Raw genomic sequence first — 14,304 nt, 5'->3', positions numbered from 1 at the left:
CTCCCGGGCCTCAGCCCGTCACCGCCACCTCGTCCGGGTACAGCCGCGGCCCGGTGACGTCCTCCCGACGGCGCCGCGCGAACCGGTCGAACCACAGCGCGCCCAGGATCCCGCCGAGCCCGCCCAGCAGCGCCGTACCGGCCAGCGCGCGGCTCTTGGTGCCCTGCACCAGGGCGGAGCTCGGGGCGACCAGCACCGAGGCGCTGATCCGCGCCCCCGTCGCGACCCCCTGCGCCTCCTGTACGGCCGCCACATGCCTGCCGTACACCTCGATGACCTTGCGGACCACCGCGTCGGCCTCGGCGGCGGAACCGCGGCGGGCCTGCACCTGCACCGAGGGGATGAGGTAGGCGGGCGTGGCGCTGGTGCCGCTGTTGCGCGGGATCAGCTGGTACGTCCCCTCGACCCCGTCGGCCTTCAACTCCTTGTGCCCGTCGGGCGATTCGAGCTGCTGGATGACGCCGTAGGAGAGGGAGGCGAGCGGCGGCTGGAGGTTCGTCAGCTGGTTCGGCTGGTTCCCGGTCACCGGCGGCTTGAGGACGACCACCGCCGAACTCAGGTACTCCGGCGCCGGACGCAGCACTTGGTAGGCTCCGGCGGCCGTCAGCAGGAGCGCGAGCAGGAGTACGTACCAGCGGCGGAGCAGCGCTTCGGCGACGTCACGAGGCGACACAGGGATTCCTTCCGTCGGCACCGATCCTCGCAGGCGCGGGGGCGGGCCGCCACCCGATCGCCGGGCCGGAAGGAGAGTTCATGAGTCTCGCCGACCTGCTGGCGATCATGCGCAGGCGCTGGTACTTCATGGTGCCGCTCACCCTGCTCAGCCTGTTCGCCGGCGGCTACCTCTACCGGACCGTGCCGGTGTCCTACGAGTCCCAGAGCTCGGTGACCCTGCTCGACTCCACGGCCATCGCCGAGTTGGCGCCCACCTTCGGCAACCCCCTCTCCAACGCGGGCGGTTCGCTGGTCGTCACCGCCGACGTGCTGATCAGGACGCTCCAGTCGAGCGACTCGGCGAAGGAACTGCACTCCCGCGGGGTCACCGACCGGTACACGGTCGGCTTCGCCCCGGACGCCGACAGCCCGCTGCTCACCCTCGGCGTCACCGGCACCGACCAGGCGAAGGTGCTCAAGGAGACCACCATCCTCACCGACTTCACCGGTGAGCAGCTCAAGGCCCTGCAGGCCGCCTCCAAGGTGCCGAAGACGTATCTGGTGCAGACCGCGCCCGTCGTCCTGCCCCAGACGCCGGTCTCGGAGCCGAAGAGCCGGTACCAGAGCATCGCGGCCGTCGTCATCGCCGGACTCGGCAGCGCGTTCCTGCTGTCCATCCTGGCCGAGGGCATCGCCGTGGTCCGCAGACGGGGCAAGGCCGTCGCCGGATACGTCCCCCGCCGCCACCGCGCCCAGCCGCCCGAGCGGCCGCCCAGAGGACTGCTGGTCCGCCGCCTGGACGCCACGACGATCCTCAGCGGCTATCTCGTGCTGGCCTTCTTCGTGCCGTCCAACCTCACCCTGCCCGCGCTGGGCGGGGTCGGCACCCCGGCCAACGTCTTCGCCCTGCTGGGACTGATCTGGTACCTAGCGACCTGGCTCGGCGGCCGTATCCTCCCGGCACCGGGCACCCGGCTGCCGCGCGTGGTGATGTGCCTGCTCGCGGTGGCGGTCCTGATGTCCTACCTCGCCGACGCCACCCGCGACAGCTCCCACGAGGAGGTCCTCGGCGCCGACCGCGGCCTCATCGGACTCGGGGTCTGGGTGGCGCTGGTGGTGCTGGCCTCGGCCGGCATCCAGGAACGCAGCCGCCTGGAGACCCTGATGCGCCGGCTCGTCGTCCTCGGCACGGTGGTCGCGCTGATCGGCTACTACGACTTCTTCGCCGCCACCAACATCGCCGACTCCATCCACATCCCCGGCCTCCAGTCGAGCACCGCGGGCATCAGCGCCATGGACCGCGGCTCGTTCACCCGGCCCCGCTCCACCACCGCCCACCCGCTGGAGTTCGGCGGGATGCTGGCCATCCTGGTGCCGTTCGCCGTCCACCAGGCCTTCGATCCGGTACGACGGCACGCGGGCGCCCTGCGCCGCTGGGCGCCGGTCGCGATCATGGCGGGGGCGCTCCCGCTGACCGTGTCCAGGACGTCCATCATCGGCGTCTTCATCGTGATCCTGGTGATGGTGCCCCGCTGGAAGCCGCAGCGCCGCTGGGCCGCGATCGCACTGATCACGGGCTCGGTGGCCGGGTTCAAGGTGATCATCCCCGGGCTGATCGGCACGATCACCAACCTGTTCGCCAGCTTCCTGTCCAACTCCGACAGCAGCACACAGGCGCGCACCGTGAAGTACAGCGCGATCGTCCCCTACTTCCACGAACACCCCTGGTTCGGGCGGGGGTTCGGCACCTTCACACCCGACCTGTACTTCTTCACCGACAACCAGTACATGCTGACGCTGGCCGAGATGGGCATCCTGGGGCTGGTCGCGCTGGCCGCCCTGTTCATCACCGGGATCCACACCGGGGGCGCGATCCGCCGGCTGGCCCTGAACGACTCGGACCGCGAGCTGGGGCAGGCGTTCCTCGCCTCGGCGCTGGTCGCGTTGGTGATCAGCGCGACCTTCGACGCGCTGAGTTTCCCGATGTACGCGGGGATGTTCTTCCTGGTGCTGGGCGCCGGCGGCAGCTATCTCGGGTTCATCCGCCGGGAGGCGGCGGCCGCGGCCGTCCCGGCCCCGCGGGCCGCCGCACCCGAAGTCCAGCTCCCTGAACTCGTGGAGTCCCGATGAGTACCGTCGCCGTCATCGTCGTCACCTGGAACAGCGCGTCGGTGCTGCCCGGGTTCCTCGCGGCCCTGCCCGACGGCATGGCGGGGCTGGACTGGCGGCTGGTCGTCGCGGACAACGACTCCGCGGACGACACGGTCGAGGTGCTGCGGAGGCTGGCGCCCGAGGCCGAGGTCGTGCAGACCGGGCGCAACGCGGGGTATGCGGCGGGGGTGAACGCGGCGCTGGCCGCTGCCGGGGAGTACGACTCGGTGCTGATCTGCAATCCCGACATCCGGATGCGGCAGGGCTGCGCGAAGCGTCTCGTGGACAGCCTGGGGAGCGGGGTCGGGATCGCCGTACCTCTGCTGTACGAGGAGGGCTCGGACGTGCCGCATTTCTCGCTACGGCGTGAGTCGAGCGTGCCGCGGGCGCTGGGCGAGGCGGTCATCGGGAACCGGCGGGCCGGGCGGTTCTCTTGGCTGAGCGAGCTGGTGACCGATCCTGACGCCTATCGGCGGCCGACGCGGGCGGACTGGGCGACGGGGGCGCTGATGGCTGTGTCGGGGGAGTGTGCGGCCGCGTGTGGGGCCTGGGACGAGTCGTTCTTCCTGTACTCGGAGGAGACGGAGTACTGCCTTCGGGCTCGGGACCTGGGGTTTGCGACGCAGTTGGAGCCGTCTGCGGAGGCGGTGCACCTGGGGGGTGAGTCCCAGGTGTCGCCCCGGCTTTGGTCGCTGCTGGTGGTCAATCGGGTGCGGTTGTATCGGCGGCGGCATGGGGTGGTGGCGACGGAGGTGTTTCGGGGGGCTGTGCTGCTTCGGGAAGTGTTGCGGGCGGTTTTGGGGAGACAGGCCAGTCGGGCGGCTGTGAGTGCGTTGGTGCGGCGCCGTCGTGGCTGGTCGCGCAGTTCCCCGCGCCCCTAAAAGCCTTATGCCTGACGTTTCTTGCAGATCATCGCTGTGAAGTCGTGGCCCACCTCAGGTAGAGCCTCGTCCTCCGCTGCGAAGCACTTCTCCAGGAGGGCCAGTGTTTCCGGCTTCTCGTCTCTGAAGTTGTGGGCTATTCCCGAGAACGCTATGTGCAACACCGTTCCGCCGTACGGGCGTTCCTCCACCACCTCGAAGTGGCGGCGCAGGCCCGGGAGCAGGGAGGCCGCGTCCACCGCTTCCGACGGGTCGTCCAGGATCATCGCGAGTCTGCTGGGGCGGACGACACGGTGCTTGATTCTGCCGTCCGCCAACCGCCGTCGGTCCTCCGGGAGTTGGGCCAACAGTGTGTTCGCCGCGTCCAGTTGTGCGTCCGTCCACTGGAAGCGCGTCGGGCCCACGAACTCGTCGATCACGAACAGGCCGTCCGGCTCGATCAGTTGGGAAAGCCGGGGCAGGGTCTCCGTCAGGTTGTCGAAGTGGTGGAGGGACTGGAGGCCCAGCAGGACGTCGAAGCGTTCGCCGTCGCTGGTCATGCGGTTGACGTCGGTGACGCGGAAGCGGAGGACGTCGGCGAGGCCCGCCTCGGCGGCGGAGCGGGTGGCGAAGTCGATGCGCTGCTGGGCCACGTCCACGCCCTCCAGGAGGCCGAACGCGCCGGTCTTCGCCCACAGGAGCTCGTTGCCGCCGGTGCCGCAGCCCAGGGACAGGCCGCGCAGGTCGGTGCGGGGCGCGAAGTGCTTGGCGGCCACGTACTCGGGGAACGATGTCTCCGCGTCGCCGGTCATCAGCAGGTTCCACCGCTTGATGACCGAGGGGATCGCCCACCACTCGGTGAGCGAGGGGTCGACCTGGGACCAGTGCTGGACCACCCGCGCCCCGCCGCGCACCTTCAACTTGGCCAGCACGGGGTCGAGTTCGAGCTTGCGGACCTTGCGCATCAGCCGGTCCGCGTCATGTCTGTTGATCAGGTTGTTCAGCATGACGACTCCGTCCGTACGGCGATGAGGGACTTGGTCGCGCCGAGGACCCGCTCGCTGAGCAGGGTCGAGTGCGGGAACAGGTAGCGCATCTCGGTGCGGGTCAGCAGCTCGATGTTGATCACGGCGTTCATCGCCGACTCCGGGCTGTCGGGGCGGCTGTGGACCAGCGGCCAGTGCCGCACCAGCCGGGCCCGGGCGGCCAGCGGCAGGAACTGGAAGCCGGGTGCCACGAAGTGCGGCTCGACCGGGAAGTAGCGGTACGGCGTCTGGATCCAGTGCAGGGGCGCCAGTTGCTCGACCGCGGCGACGAACAGCCGGCGCTGGCTGTGGCCGCCCACGTGCTCGATGGTCGAGTTGGAGAAGACCAGGTCGTAGCCGCCCTGCCGGCTCAGCTCGGCGGCGACCTCGGGGTCGGTGACGTCGGCGTTCTCCGCGGTGATCCAGTCGGGCAGTTCGGCCGGGTGCGCCTCCAGGTTGATCAGGTGGACGTGCTTGGCGCGCACGGGGGCCCGCAGCCACATCTCGGCCGTGCCGCCCAGGTCCAGGACGCTCATGTTCTCGATGCCGGGGAAGCAGCGCCTGAACCGTTCCCAGCGGGCGACGCGCATGCGTTCGCCGAGCGAGCCGGGTGCGTCGACGAATCTGTTCCTGAGGGCGCGGGATCGGGGCACGGGATCAACCACCTGTGGTCGTGAGAGAGGGAGAAGGGCGCTTCAACGGGTCGCTTCAACGGGTCGGTCACCACCGGGTGTAGAAGCTCGCCGGGTTCATCAGGTACCGGACGGTCGGGTACGGCACATGCCGGACCCGGTGTCTGCGGGCGTACCGGCGGATCAGCTCCCAGTCCTCCCGGGGCATCACCTCCGGGGTCCGGCGCAGCCGGCTGAAGCGCAGGGTGCGGGTGCGGCGGGCGACGAAGGCGTTGGTGTCCAGGAAGGACTCGCGGGCGGCCCGGCGCCGATCGTAGGGCACGGAGAGGACGTCCCGGTCGGTGCCGTCGGGCAGGACGCGGCGGAGCGCCGTATAGACGCCGTCGGGTCCGTCCGGGGACTCCAGCGCCTCCAGCGCCCTGGCCAGGTGGTCCGGCTCCCAGAGGTTGTCGTCGTCCAGGAAGGCGACGTAGCGGGAGCGGGTCAGCCGGATGCCGACGTTGCGGACGACTCCGGCGGTGCCGGTGTTGGCGGACAGGGAGACCGCGAACAGCCGTGGGTCGTCCGGGAGTTCGGGGAGCCCGGCGCCGTCGTCGACGACCATGACGACCTGGTCGCGGATGCTCTGGCCGAGGGCCGAGCGGACCGCCGCGCGCAGGGCCTCGGGGCGGCGGTGGGTGGCGATGACCGTGGCGACCAGGGCGGAGGGTGTCTTCACCAGGTCGGCTGCCAGCCGTCTGGTCTCGGCGTCCTCGGTCCGGCGCAGGCGCACCGCGGAGGGAGCCAGCAGGACCTTGTTCCTCGCCTCGAAGAGCACCAGCCAGCCGAAGACCGCCTTGAGCAGCGTCCAGGGCAGCCGTGCGGCACGGCGCACCACGCTCATGACGCCGGCTCCGGAGTGACCAGGCGGCCGTCGGACATGCGGTTGTTGCGCCACACGTTCCCGGCGCCGTCCGCGTTCCAGTGCGCGACCACGCCGTACCCGCCGGAGGCCGGGTGGTACTGCGTCGAGAAGACGTTGTCGGTGACCTTGATCCCGGTCGCGCCGGTGGAGCCGCCGTAGAGGGCGTACGCGCCACCCGCGATCCAGTTGTCGTCGACGGTGACGTTGCGGACCACGCCGGTGTCCGCGAACAGGCCGATGCTGCCCGAGGCGCCCTGCTTGAGGCTGGTCGGGTTCAGCAGGGTGTTGTGGCGGATGACCAGGTGGCCGGTGTTGCCGCCGCCGCTGATCACCGCGTTGGTGTGCTGCCACTCCTTGCCGAGGTTCACGAACGGCACGATGTCGTGGACGTAGTTGTCGTGGATGTTGCCCTGGCCCATGGAGAGGGCGTCGCCGAACACCGAGACGTCGCACCAGCCGACCTCGATGGAGCTGCCGCCCATGTTCGAGACCGCGTAGTCGACACCGCCGTTGTCCGGGCCCTTGCCGGGCACGGCCGTGATGGTGGTGTGCAGGACCTTCAGCCCGCTGTAGCCGGGGCGCAGGTTGATGCCCCACCAGTTGTCCGAGGTGATCCGGGAGTCGATCACGGTCACGTTGTTCGCGTAGATGTCGAGCGAGCCGGTGATGTCCCAGCCGCGGATGACGAGCCCGTCCTGGCGGACGGCCATGTACCCCGTGTCGCGCGCCACGAGCTTGGTCCGGTGGCCGGTCGTCTTGGCGTCGGGGAAGCCGCAGGCCCCGGGGGAGGAGCAGGTGTTCTTGGCGGCCGCCGGGGCGCTGCCGGACGCACTGGGCGACGCGGAGGTCTTCGGGGACGATGACGTGGGCGTGGCCGTGGGCGACGGCGACACCTGGGCGGCGCTGGTCGACGGGGCGGCGCCCGACGACGTCGGGGGAGCGCTCGAGGAGCGCGGTGCCGCCGACTCGGCGGCTCCCGAACAGGCCGTGGCCGCGATCGCCAGTAAGGCCGCCAGCAGCAGCTCCGCGATCCGGCTCCGGCCGATGGGTCGTGACATCCGGCTCACCTCATGTCCTGTCGGGCGGACGGCACCGGTACGGACGACCGGCGTCGGCCCCGGCGGGGCCGGTCGACGCCGCGCAGGAAGTCGCGGCTGGGCAGTACACAGACGGTGTAGGCGGCCATGGCGAGCGTCCCGACGGCGAGCAGCGCGAGCCGGCTGTCGCCGAACCGCGGTTCCAGGCCGAGGACGACCGCGGCCATCACGGCCCCGCCGAGGAAGGGCCACGCGCAGGCCCGCGCGATCCGGCCGACGCCGATGCCGCCCCGGCGCAGGGCCAGCAGGAACACGGGCACCACCAGGCCGCCGGCGACCAGGACATGGGCCTGGGAGACACCGACGATGCCGTTCAGGTGCGAGGCGGCGAGGAGTGCCGGGATCAGGGCCACCAGCCACAGGCCCTGCACGAGGAAGAGCGAGCGGCGCTGGCCCACGGCGATCAGGCAGTCGTACGCCAGTTCCGCGCCGATCCTGATCAGACCGAGCGCCATCAGCCAGGGCAGGGCCGCGGCGGCGGGCGTCCATCTGCTGCCGTAGATCAGCTGGATGACGGGTTCCGCGAGGCCGCCCAGCAGGACGCACAGCGGTACGGTCCCGGTGATCAGGACGCCGAGGGCGCGGCTGAAGCCCTGGGCGAGCGCCTGCGGGGACTCGGCGAGGCGGGAGAAGCCGGCGAAGGAGACCCGGCGGGCGGCCTCCGAGATGATCCGTACGGGCCAGCCGGAGATGTTGAAGGCGAGCACGTAGAAGCCCAGGGAGACATTGCCGAGCGTGGCACCCACGACCATGGTGTCGACGTTGACCACGGCGAGGGCCAGCATGCTCGCCCCGGCCAGCGGGAGGCCGAACCGCAGGAGCGCGCGGGCCTGTTCGGGGTTCCAGCCGTACGTGAGGGTGCCGGGGGCGGCCAGCCAGCAGCCGATCAGCGTCACGACGTTGCCCGCCACGGCTCCGACGGCGAAGCTCATCGCGCCCCAGCCCTCGAAGGCGAGCAGGAGGGTGAGCGAGGTGCCGACGACGAAGTTGAGCGCGTCGATCGCCATCCGCTTGCCCTGCGCGAACTCACGGGTGAGGAAGTTCCCGGGGACCTGGGCGATTCCGTCGATCACCACGCACAGGCACATCACCCGCAGCACGCCCGCGGCGTCCGGCGAGCCGAGCAGACCGGCCAGCGTGGGCGCGGCCGCGAACAGCGCGACGTAGAGCAGGCCGCTGGAGAGGGTGCTCAGGGTCAGCACGGTCGGCGCGAACCGGCGCGCGTCCCCCTCCCAGCGCACGATCGCCAGACCCACGCCCAGTTCGTTCGCCGACAGCAGGACCAGCAGGACGGTCTGGGCGACGCCGTAGACGCCCCACTCCGCGGGGCCCAGGGCGAAGCGTGCCAGCACGATGCCGGTCGCGAAGGTGCCCAGCCGCATGACGACGGTGTTGATCAGACTCCACTGGGCCGCGGAGCGGACCTTGCGGCCGAGGGCAGGGGGTGGTGCGGGTGCGGGAGAAGCGGTGAGCGCGGGAGGAGTGGGGGCCTCGCTCGTCTCACCGGTCTCGCTGTCCGGTGCGCGGGCGATGTCCATGAGTCGGCTCCTCGTCGGGCGGCTCTGCGGCGGAAGCCACGGCCATGACGGGCCGGGGCGTGGTGGGCTCTGCGGCGGAACCGTCCTCGCGGGACCGCGTCCAGCTGGGCGGACGCCGGATGGCGAGGGTCTCCTCCACGATCGACTCCTTGGCGGGGTCGGCCGTCTCGGCCGGGTTCGCCGGAGCGAGGGCGGAGGCGGGTGTGGCACCGGACGCCGACGGCTCCGGACCCGGCTCCGAACCCGCCCCCGACTCCCTTTCGGCCAGGGCCCGTTGGGACCTCCTGCGGGCTTCCACGTAGAAGACGGCGACCATCGTGAGCACGAACCCCGCGCCCCCCGCCATGATCATGTACTCGAGCCGCGTCTTGGTCTGCGCCACCGGTGTCTGCGGCGAGACGATCGTGCTCATCCGGATCCTGGCGTTGTCCGCGACCGACTGCTGCTCCTGGAACTCCTCCAGCCGCTCCTTCGCGTACGCGGTCAGCGTGCGGTCGGAGGCCAGCACGGCGCTCTCGTCGGTGCCGGTGACCGTCAGCCACAGCAGCGGCCCCTGCGCGTTGTCGGCGAGCTTCGCCTCGAACGTGCCGGTGGCGCCACGGGACTTGAGCTCCCGGATCGACATGTCGGAGTTGAGGTTGCGCGCCAGGCTGTCGGCCATGCCCGTGAGCGAGGTCTGGGTGCTCAGGAACGGGTTGCCGTCGTAAGCCTCGGTGGCCTTCTTGGAGTTGAGGAGGACCACCGTGCTCTGCGACTGGTAGGTGACCGGGACCACCACGGTGACGGCGAACGTCAGACCGGCGGCCAGCAGCAGTCCGGGCAGCAGGACGTACCAGCGCCTGCGCATGACCCGGAAGATCTCAGCGAGATCCATGGGCGTTCCCCCCAGCGATCTGGTGTTCGACGAGCGTATGTTGCAGGCGGATCATATGGGGAAGTTCCGGTCGGCGGGTCCGGGCTGGTCGGTCGGTCTGGGCCGGGTGTTCGCCGTGCCTCCTTCCAGCAGCACCCCGGCGATCCGGTCACTGGCGTGTCCGTCCCAGAGGTCGGGGCGGCGCGGGGCGGGCGGGCTGTCCAGCACCTGGCCGGTGACGGACACGATCCGCGCCGGATCCCGGCCGGCCAGCACGTTGGTGCCCTGCTCGACGGTGATGGGCCGCTCGGTGTTGTCCCGCAGGGTCACGCAGGGGACGCCCAGCGCGGTGGTCTCCTCCTGGATGCCGCCCGAGTCGGTGAGGACGACACGGGCCGCGTCCTGGAGCGCGATGAAGTCCAGGTACCCGGCCGGCGGCACCAGTCGGATGCCGCCGGGTACGCCGATCTCGGCCAGCCGGCCGGCCGCGCGCGGATGCACGGGCAGCAGCAACGGCAGCCGGCCGGCGATCTCGCCGAGCGCCTTCAGCAGCCCGGCGAGAGTCTCGGGGTCGTCCACATTGGCCGGGCGGTGCAGGGTGACCAGGCCGAACTCGCCCTTGGTGAGGCCGAGTCGGGCCAGGACGTCCGAGGCCCTGGCCCGTTCCAGGTTGGTCAGCAGGGTGTCGATCATGACGTTGCCGACCAGGTGGATCTGGTCCTCCCGGTACCCCTCGGCGCGCAGGTTCTCGGCGGCGTCGGGGGAGGGGGCCAGCAGATAGTCGCTGACCCGGTCGGTGGCGACCCGGTTGACCTCCTCCGGCATGCCCCAGTCCCGGCTGCGCAGTCCGGCCTCGACATGGGCGAGCAGCGGCCCCGCCTTGGCGGTGACCAGGGCGCAGGCCAGCGTGGAGTTGATGTCGCCGACCACCACCACGACGTCCGGGCGGACCTCGTCGAGGAGCGGCTCGAACGCGGTCATCACCCGTCCGGTCTGCTCGGCGTGGCTGCCGGAGCCGACCCCGAGGAAGCGGTCGGGCGGCCGGATGCCGAGGTCGGCGAAGAACACGTCGTTCATGGCCGGGTCGTAGTGCTGGCCGGTGTGGACGAGGATCACCTCGGCGCCCCGGCGCTCCAGGGCGTCCATCACCGGCTTGATCTTCATGTAGTTGGGCCGGGCCCCGGCGACGCAGACGATGCGCATGACTCAGAGCACCTCGATGGTGGGGCCGGCCGACAGGCGCCGACGGCAGTCCAGGACGAAGGGGGCGTGTTCGGCGACGAGGTCGTAGTCGAAGCCGTCGTGGTCGGTGAGCAGGACCACCACGTCGGCGGAGGCCAGCTCCTCCTGCGTCGGCTCGACCCGCACCAGCCGGTTGTCCACCGGCAGGCTCTCGACGACATGTGGGTCCGCCGCCCTGACCTGGGCCCCCATGTCCAGCAGGAGTTGGGAAATGCGCAGGGCGGGCGACTCGCGGGCGTCGCCGGTGTTCTTCTTGTACGCGAGGCCGAGCAGCAGGACGCGCGAGCCGTTCACCGACCGGCGCCGCGCGTTGAAGTGGTCGCTGACCCGGCGCGTCACGTACTCGGGCATATGGCCGTTGATGTCGTTGGCCAGCTCCACGAACCGGAAGTTCTGGCCGAGTTCGCGCTGCACCCGCCAGGACAGGTACGAGGGGTCGATCGGCAGGCAGTGGCCGCCGACGCCCGGTCCCGGCGTGAACTTCATGAACCCGAAGGGCTTGGAGGAGGCCGCGTCGATGGCCTGCCAGACGTCGATGTCCAGGTGGTGGGCGAACATCGCGATCTCGTTGACCAGCGCGATGTTCACATGCCGGAAGGTGTTCTCCAGCAGCTTGGCGAGCTCGGCCTCCTTGGGCGAGCCGACCGGCACGGTGGTGTCGACGAGTTGGCCGTAGAAGTCCTGAACGGCCTTGAGGGAGGCCTCGTTGACGCCGGAGACGACCTTCGGGGTCTCCTTGAAGCCCCACACGGTGTTGCCGGGGTCGATCCGCTCGGGGCTGTAGCCGAGGTGGAAGTCGCTGCCCGCGGTGAGCCCCGAGCCCTCCTCCAGGATCGGCGCGAACAGCTCCTGGGTGGTGCCCGGGTAGGTCGTCGACTCCAGGACGACCGTCGCCCCGGGGCGCAGATAGCGGGCGAGGGTGGCGCCGGACTCCCTGATGTAGCGGAGGTCGGGGGCGCCCTCGTGCAGCGGGGTCGGCACGGTCACCACGGCGATGTCGAAACCGCCGCAGTCGCGGGCCGACTCGCTGGGACGGTAGCTGCCGTCGTCCAGCGCGGCCCGGATCCGCTCCGAGGAGACGTCCTCGACGAAGGACTCGCCGGCGGCGAGGCTCTTGATCCGCCGGGCGTCGACGTCGTAGCCGATCACCTCGTGCCCGACCTCGGCGGCCCGGATGGCCAGCGGCAGTCCTACGTATCCCTGTCCGACCACGACGACGCGCATCAGCGGCTCCTGTTCACGGGGGCGGCCTGTGGGGTGCTCCGGATGAACTCCCGCGCCGTCATGAGGAGGAAGGCGGTGTTGGTGGTGATGTAGCGCTTGCCGAGCCGGCGCGGTTCCTGGAGGGCGCGGTAGAGCCACTCGACGCCGAGCCGCTGCCAGGTGGCGGGGGCCCGCTTGGTGATCCCGGCGAGGATGTCGAAGGAGCCGCCGACGCCGTGCACGACCCGGGCGCCGGTGGCGGCGCCGTACGCGGCGGTGAAGATCTCCTTCTTCGGCGAGGTCATGCCAAGGAAGAGCATCTGGGCACCGCTGCGGGCGATGTCCTCGGCGATGGCCTCCTGCTCGGAGTCCGCGAAGTAGCCGTTGCGGCTGCCGGCCACCTTCAGGCCGGGGAAGCGGTCGGCCACCCGGCGCAGCATGTCCTGGAGCACCTCCTGCTTGGCGCCGAGGAAGTACACGGAGATGCCCGCGGTCTCCGCCTCGCCCAGCAGCCGCAGGAACAGGTCGATGCCGGCGACGCGTTCGGGCAGCGGGGCGCGCAGCACCCGCCCGGCCCAGACCACGGCCTGTCCGTCGGCGAGGACCAGGTCGCAGCCGGAGACGGCCTGCGCGAGCCGCTCGTCGCGCCGCATGTTCACCAGCTTCGCCGCGTTGACGACACCGATCTCCAACTGCCGTCCGTCGCGCACCGCTTCGAGGCAGCGCTCGACGGTCTGGTCCATGGTCAGCGGATCGAGCTCGACCCCAAACAGGGTGCGTCTCTCACGTCTCTCACGTCTTTCGGTCGCGCTCATATCCGGCCCCCCTGCCAGGCGTGGAGCATCCAGCCGAACTCGTACGGCCGGCATTCGCGGTCCACGGACAGCGGGCGGTAGACCCGGTCCAGGGACTTCAGCCGGAGGTTCGCGGAGACCCGGGTGCCGAGCCCCCGCGCGGCCCGCACGGCCTTCTTCGGGTCGCCCCGGAACACCTTGCGCCAGGTGACGCCGAGTTCGTCGAGGACCATCGGCTCCTCGTGCTCCGTGCCGGAGAGTTCGGGGACGTCCGTCATCCAGCGCAGCCCCTTGCGGATCGCCGCGCCGAAGTCGCCGCCGCCCGCGTCGGTGAGGTCGAACAGGGCGGTCGGGGCCATCGCGTGCTGGTGGACGCTGTAGACCGGGTAGCCCTCCACGACACCGCCGGTGCGCGCGTCGTAGTGCCACCACCACTGCCCGCCGTCGCCCTGGAGTGCGCAGATGCGCTCCCCGCAGGCCCGGGCCGCGGCCAGCGCCTCGGGGTCGCCGTCGCCGCTCGCATGGGCGCGGGCCAGGGCCTGGAGAGGGTAGGTCTGGTCCGCGAAGCAGCTGACATGGGCCCGGTACCAGGGCACCAGGCCCGGTCCAGTGGCGTGCGGGAAGAGCGGGCTGTCACCGATCCGGGCCCGCAGCAGCCGGTCACGAGCCGCGCGGAAACGTCTCTCCACGTCGACCGTGGCCCGGGCCGCGGCGAGCGCGGACAGCACCCAGGCGGCCTCCACGGTGTACTGCGGCCGCCCCTCCACGTCCAGGGCGTCGACCCGGGCGAGGGCGTCGGAGAGCTTGGGGTGGTCGGTGTCGGCGGCGGCCCAGGCGATGAGCGCCGCGTCGCCGAGATTGGTCACCGCGGGCAGCGACTCGATCAGCAGACCGGTGAACTCCTCGGCGGTGCGGCCCGCGAGCACCGCGCGCTGGCGGTCCTCGGGCAGGAAGCGGACGCCCAGCGCGGTGATGGCCGCGTACCGGGTGCTGATGCCGCGTGGCTCCAGGCGCCAGGAGCCGTCGGCGGCCCGGCTTCCGGCCATGGTGAAGGCGAAGGTCTCGCCGCCGGGCAGCAGCATGGACGGCAGCCCGGACTCGGCGACGGTGAGCAGCCGTTGGGCGAGCGAGAGCAGCGGCGGATCCTCAGAACCGAGCGCCGCCAGACGTGAGGTGGTCATCTTGTGAGCACACCAACCCCCCTGTGGGTCCTCTTTTTGTGCAGGCTTGTGACCGTCGTGGCACGACTGAGCGCACGACGGGAGTCAGACGTCAGACATCAGGCGGCGGAGCGGTCCGCGCTCCTCGCCGCAGGCATAGGTGTCCCCACCCGGTAAACCCCCCCTGGGCA

Annotated in this window: 13 protein-coding genes; 2 read left to right on the top strand and 11 right to left on the bottom strand. The window is 71.0% G+C overall.

Going from position 1 to position 14,304, the window contains the following annotated elements; genetic code table 11:
• Window positions 1-10: 10 nt before the first annotated feature.
• A complete protein-coding gene (locus ABZ896_RS26195; RefSeq protein WP_360933831.1) occupies window positions 11-673 on the bottom strand; it encodes a hypothetical protein in 663 nt (220 codons plus the stop codon).
• An 80-nt stretch (window positions 674-753) separates the two neighbouring features.
• Here ABZ896_RS26195 and ABZ896_RS26190 point away from each other — a divergent pair, with 80 nt between their 5' ends.
• On the top strand, window positions 754-2,784 hold the full coding sequence (locus ABZ896_RS26190) for an O-antigen ligase family protein (protein ID WP_360933828.1): 2,031 nt from the start codon (window positions 754-756) through the stop codon (window positions 2,782-2,784).
• Window positions 2,781-3,686, top strand: coding sequence for a glycosyltransferase family 2 protein (locus ABZ896_RS26185; RefSeq protein WP_360933825.1), 906 nt, complete (start codon window positions 2,781-2,783; stop codon window positions 3,684-3,686). Before ABZ896_RS26190 ends, ABZ896_RS26185 begins: the two co-directional genes overlap by 4 nt.
• Before the next feature lie 5 nt (window positions 3,687-3,691).
• Here the strand turns inward: ABZ896_RS26185 and ABZ896_RS26180 are convergent, their stop codons facing one another.
• The 10 genes from ABZ896_RS26180 to ABZ896_RS26135 form a co-directional block, all read right to left on the bottom strand.
• Window positions 3,692-4,672: a class I SAM-dependent methyltransferase gene (locus tag ABZ896_RS26180; protein ID WP_360933822.1), complete on the bottom strand. Its 981-nt coding sequence runs from the start codon at window positions 4,670-4,672 to the stop codon at window positions 3,692-3,694.
• Window positions 4,666-5,343 carry a class I SAM-dependent methyltransferase gene (locus ABZ896_RS26175; protein ID WP_360933819.1) on the bottom strand — a complete coding sequence of 226 codons (678 nt, stop codon included), beginning with the start codon at window positions 5,341-5,343 and terminating at the stop codon, window positions 4,666-4,668. The genes ABZ896_RS26180 and ABZ896_RS26175 overlap by 7 nt, the downstream gene beginning before the upstream one ends.
• A 67-nt stretch (window positions 5,344-5,410) precedes the next feature.
• Complete coding sequence (locus ABZ896_RS26170; RefSeq protein ID WP_360933816.1) at window positions 5,411-6,205, bottom strand: glycosyltransferase family A protein; 795 nt, start codon at window positions 6,203-6,205, stop codon at window positions 5,411-5,413.
• Window positions 6,202-7,284, bottom strand: coding sequence for a hypothetical protein (locus ABZ896_RS26165; protein WP_360933813.1), 1,083 nt, complete (start codon window positions 7,282-7,284; stop codon window positions 6,202-6,204). Before ABZ896_RS26165 ends, ABZ896_RS26170 begins: the two co-directional genes overlap by 4 nt.
• Before the next feature lie 5 nt (window positions 7,285-7,289).
• Window positions 7,290-8,861, bottom strand: coding sequence for an oligosaccharide flippase family protein (locus ABZ896_RS26160; RefSeq protein WP_360933810.1), 1,572 nt, complete (start codon window positions 8,859-8,861; stop codon window positions 7,290-7,292).
• The gene (locus ABZ896_RS26155) at window positions 8,824-9,735 is read right to left on the bottom strand and encodes a Wzz/FepE/Etk N-terminal domain-containing protein (RefSeq protein ID WP_360933807.1); all 912 of its coding nucleotides are present in this window, start codon (window positions 9,733-9,735) and stop codon (window positions 8,824-8,826) included. The genes ABZ896_RS26160 and ABZ896_RS26155 overlap by 38 nt, the downstream gene beginning before the upstream one ends.
• A 51-nt stretch (window positions 9,736-9,786) precedes the next feature.
• Complete coding sequence (wecB, locus tag ABZ896_RS26150) at window positions 9,787-10,917, bottom strand: UDP-N-acetylglucosamine 2-epimerase (non-hydrolyzing) (protein WP_360933804.1); 1,131 nt, start codon at window positions 10,915-10,917, stop codon at window positions 9,787-9,789.
• A 3-nt stretch (window positions 10,918-10,920) separates the two neighbouring features.
• Window positions 10,921-12,180 (bottom strand): nucleotide sugar dehydrogenase, encoded by a 1,260-nt coding sequence (locus ABZ896_RS26145; RefSeq protein WP_360933801.1) that lies wholly within the window; start codon window positions 12,178-12,180, stop codon window positions 10,921-10,923.
• The gene (locus ABZ896_RS26140) at window positions 12,180-12,902 is read right to left on the bottom strand and encodes a WecB/TagA/CpsF family glycosyltransferase (protein ID WP_360933798.1); all 723 of its coding nucleotides are present in this window, start codon (window positions 12,900-12,902) and stop codon (window positions 12,180-12,182) included. Before ABZ896_RS26140 ends, ABZ896_RS26145 begins: the two co-directional genes overlap by 1 nt.
• 68 nt (window positions 12,903-12,970) lie before the next feature.
• The gene (locus ABZ896_RS26135) at window positions 12,971-14,134 is read right to left on the bottom strand and encodes a hypothetical protein (protein WP_360933795.1); all 1,164 of its coding nucleotides are present in this window, start codon (window positions 14,132-14,134) and stop codon (window positions 12,971-12,973) included.
• Window positions 14,135-14,304 lie beyond the last annotated feature (170 nt).

The organism is Streptomyces sp. NPDC047072, assembly GCF_040643855.1.
Taxonomy (GTDB): domain Bacteria; phylum Actinomycetota; class Actinomycetes; order Streptomycetales; family Streptomycetaceae; genus Streptomyces.
Note: the sequence above shows the minus strand (reverse complement) of the source record. Positions and strands in the feature narration are given on the sequence as shown.

Coding starts and splice junctions, on each gene's coding strand:
- ABZ896_RS26145 (WP_360933801.1), bottom strand. CDS start 12,180: ATGCGCGTCGTCGTGGTCGGACAGGGATACGTAGGACTGCCGCTGGCC.
- ABZ896_RS26135 (WP_360933795.1), bottom strand. CDS start 14,134: ATGACCACCTCACGTCTGGCGGCGCTCGGTTCTGAGGATCCGCCGCTG.
- ABZ896_RS26180 (WP_360933822.1), bottom strand. CDS start 4,672: ATGCTGAACAACCTGATCAACAGACATGACGCGGACCGGCTGATGCGC.
- ABZ896_RS26155 (WP_360933807.1), bottom strand. CDS start 9,735: ATGGATCTCGCTGAGATCTTCCGGGTCATGCGCAGGCGCTGGTACGTC.
- ABZ896_RS26160 (WP_360933810.1), bottom strand. CDS start 8,861: ATGGACATCGCCCGCGCACCGGACAGCGAGACCGGTGAGACGAGCGAG.
- ABZ896_RS26185 (WP_360933825.1), top strand. CDS start 2,781: ATGAGTACCGTCGCCGTCATCGTCGTCACCTGGAACAGCGCGTCGGTG.
- ABZ896_RS26170 (WP_360933816.1), bottom strand. CDS start 6,205: ATGAGCGTGGTGCGCCGTGCCGCACGGCTGCCCTGGACGCTGCTCAAG.
- wecB (WP_360933804.1), bottom strand. CDS start 10,917: ATGCGCATCGTCTGCGTCGCCGGGGCCCGGCCCAACTACATGAAGATC.
- ABZ896_RS26165 (WP_360933813.1), bottom strand. CDS start 7,284: ATGTCACGACCCATCGGCCGGAGCCGGATCGCGGAGCTGCTGCTGGCG.
- ABZ896_RS26140 (WP_360933798.1), bottom strand. CDS start 12,902: ATGGACCAGACCGTCGAGCGCTGCCTCGAAGCGGTGCGCGACGGACGG.
- ABZ896_RS26190 (WP_360933828.1), top strand. CDS start 754: ATGAGTCTCGCCGACCTGCTGGCGATCATGCGCAGGCGCTGGTACTTC.